Source organism: Pseudomonas sp., from assembly GCF_050739655.1.
Lineage (GTDB): Bacteria > Pseudomonadota > Gammaproteobacteria > Pseudomonadales > Pseudomonadaceae > Aquipseudomonas.
The window spans coordinates 1-1,549 of sequence record NZ_JBOIBY010000080.1 but is presented as its reverse complement, the minus strand read 5'-3'; the positions used below and the strand labels follow the sequence as shown (position 1 = coordinate 1,549).

At 57.4% G+C, this 1,549-nt stretch carries 1 protein-coding gene; it reads left to right on the top strand.

The annotated features are described in order from the left end of the window. Positions 1-442: 442 nt before the first annotated feature. A complete protein-coding gene (locus ACRESJ_RS04585; protein ID WP_431756837.1) occupies positions 443-1,420 on the top strand; it encodes an IS110 family transposase in 978 nt (325 codons plus the stop codon). Positions 1,421-1,549 lie beyond the last annotated feature (129 nt).

The window sequence follows — 1,549 nt, the reverse complement described above, 5'->3', positions numbered from 1 at the left end:
TCCTGGATGTATGCACTCGAATTCCTCGCCGCAACGCCACGGCGCTGCGAAACCCGTCGTGCCATAACGCGACGTAGCGTGAGTGGAGCGCGACACAATTTAAACGATTAAGCACTTGGCGAGCGCGCGCATCCCGCGTGCTGATTTCCGAACTGTCGCTGGTTAAGCGTGCTCAATGGGCGTGCCCTGGTCTCGGTTTGCTCGCGCTCCACCCACGCTTGTATGGTTCTATTGCACCTGCCGACTTAAATTCGGTGGGTGCTGGGGACAGGGACACACCCATGCATCAGCCGTGAGTAGCGGACTGACTTTCGTAGGTATCCCGCCCCGCCCAAACACGTCGATTAAGAATCTAGCGGCCACGACCGCCGATTGATCGCAAGCTAACGCATCGGGCGAGGTTTCCCCAGCAGGCATAACGCTATTTCAAGGGAGCATTCCGATGCAAGTCGTAGAATCCATTTTTGGTGTCGATGTCGCTAAACATGAGGTCGTGGTGGCCCACCACGGAGCCGCCAAAGGCTCCACTCAGACGTTCAAGAACAACGTAAACAGTTTGACCAAGTGGTTGGCCCTGCTGCCTGCGGGCAGCACGGTAGCCATGGAGGCCACGGGCGGTTATGAACGCTTGCTTGCCGACTTGGCTTACGCGCGTGGCTTACGCGTTTATGTGCTCAATCCCAGGCCTTTGCATCACTACGCAAAAGCTCAGGATCAACGCGGCAAGACCGATCCACTGGACGCCGCCATGATCGCCCGTTACGTGGCGCTCGAGCAGGACAGACTGCATCGGTATAAACCTACACCCGAGCATATTGAGCTTGTGCGCCAGCTACAAAAGATGCGTGGCAACGCGGTTACGGCTCGTACCTCGATGCGCCTGGCGAGTGGTCGCCATCACCTGGTGCAATCCTTGCCCAAAGTCCAAGAAACCTTGGATAAATTGAAGGACCTTGCCGAGTCGCTGGAGCAGCTAATAGTCGAGCAGATCGAGGCGCAGCCTGAACTTGCTGAGGACTTCCACTTGGTGACCAGCATCACTGGCATCGGCAACCTAACCGGTGCCGCCTTGGCGACAACGTTTGCGCGCATCCCGTTCCGTTCCTCGGATGCGCTGGTGGCGTATGCAGGTTTAGACCCCAGGCCCCGCGAGTCGGGCACCTTCCGAGGAAAACGAAAGCTCAGTAAACAAGGCGACGCGGCACTCAGGAGTCTTGCCTATAACGCGGCCAGCTCCGCCTCGCGCAACGCCGCCTTCAAGCCGCTTTACCAGTCTCTGCTGGCCAAGGGCTTGGCCACCACAGCGGCCCTGAATATCATCGCCCGCAAGCTGCTACGCATCGCCTTCGGCATATGGAAATCACGAAAAACCTTCGATCTGGAGTTTTTTATCGCCAATCAGGCTATACGAAAACCATAGAATCTACGAATCTGGTCAGTCCTCGTCGGCGTAGCGTGGGTGGAGCGCGCGGTCGTCTTCATGAGTGAGACGACGGTGAGCTTTGTGCCGGATTGCAGTGGCTCAAGAACCATGCCGTCTGCATAAGAA

What these genes read in the sequence shown, in the direction of transcription:
- ACRESJ_RS04585 (WP_431756837.1), top strand. Translation starts at nt 443, where the DNA reads ATGCAAGTCGTAGAATCCATTTTTGGTGTCGATGTCGCTAAACATGAG.